Consider the following 455-nt stretch of genomic DNA (forward strand, 5'->3'; position numbering starts at 1 on the left):
CATCTGCTGAACCTCATTGCCATATTTTATTCGTTGTCGTGTCTCTTCGAGTGCGTACATTTGCGTCTTCTTGGCTGCAGGGTTAGCACTTCGACCTTCCGTAACCATGGTATCTGCTGATGACTTTTCTTCATCTAATCGCCCTGGTATCGTTTTAACCGATGACCAACCTAAACCACCAATCGAGCGCGCCGTCATTATGCCTTGATAGATGGTATAACCTCGGGCGCCCACTTTGACTTGTCCAAGAAGAATCTTGGTAAATCCACCATGGATTGGAGGAGGCGTGTACGTCATCGTCTTACCGCCCTGCGTCATTCTGGTCGCAATCACCTGCCCCTTAGAGCTGCCTATGCGCATCGCTGGGTTCGTTTTAGAGGCCCACGCAAGATTGTACTCACCGGAAGGTCTAATCTTGTTCATCAAACGAGAACCAAGGCCGGGCTGAGTGACAT

Annotated in this window: 1 pseudogene; it reads right to left on the reverse strand. The window is 49.9% G+C overall.

The features are described from left to right. Window positions 1–455: pseudogene (locus AB4512_RS24790) on the reverse strand (RHS repeat-associated core domain-containing protein); the annotation flags it as partial.

Origin of the sequence: Vibrio sp. 10N.222.52.B7, from assembly GCF_041474275.1 — a bacterium.
Classification (GTDB): domain Bacteria; phylum Pseudomonadota; class Gammaproteobacteria; order Enterobacterales; family Vibrionaceae; genus Vibrio; species Vibrio crassostreae_C.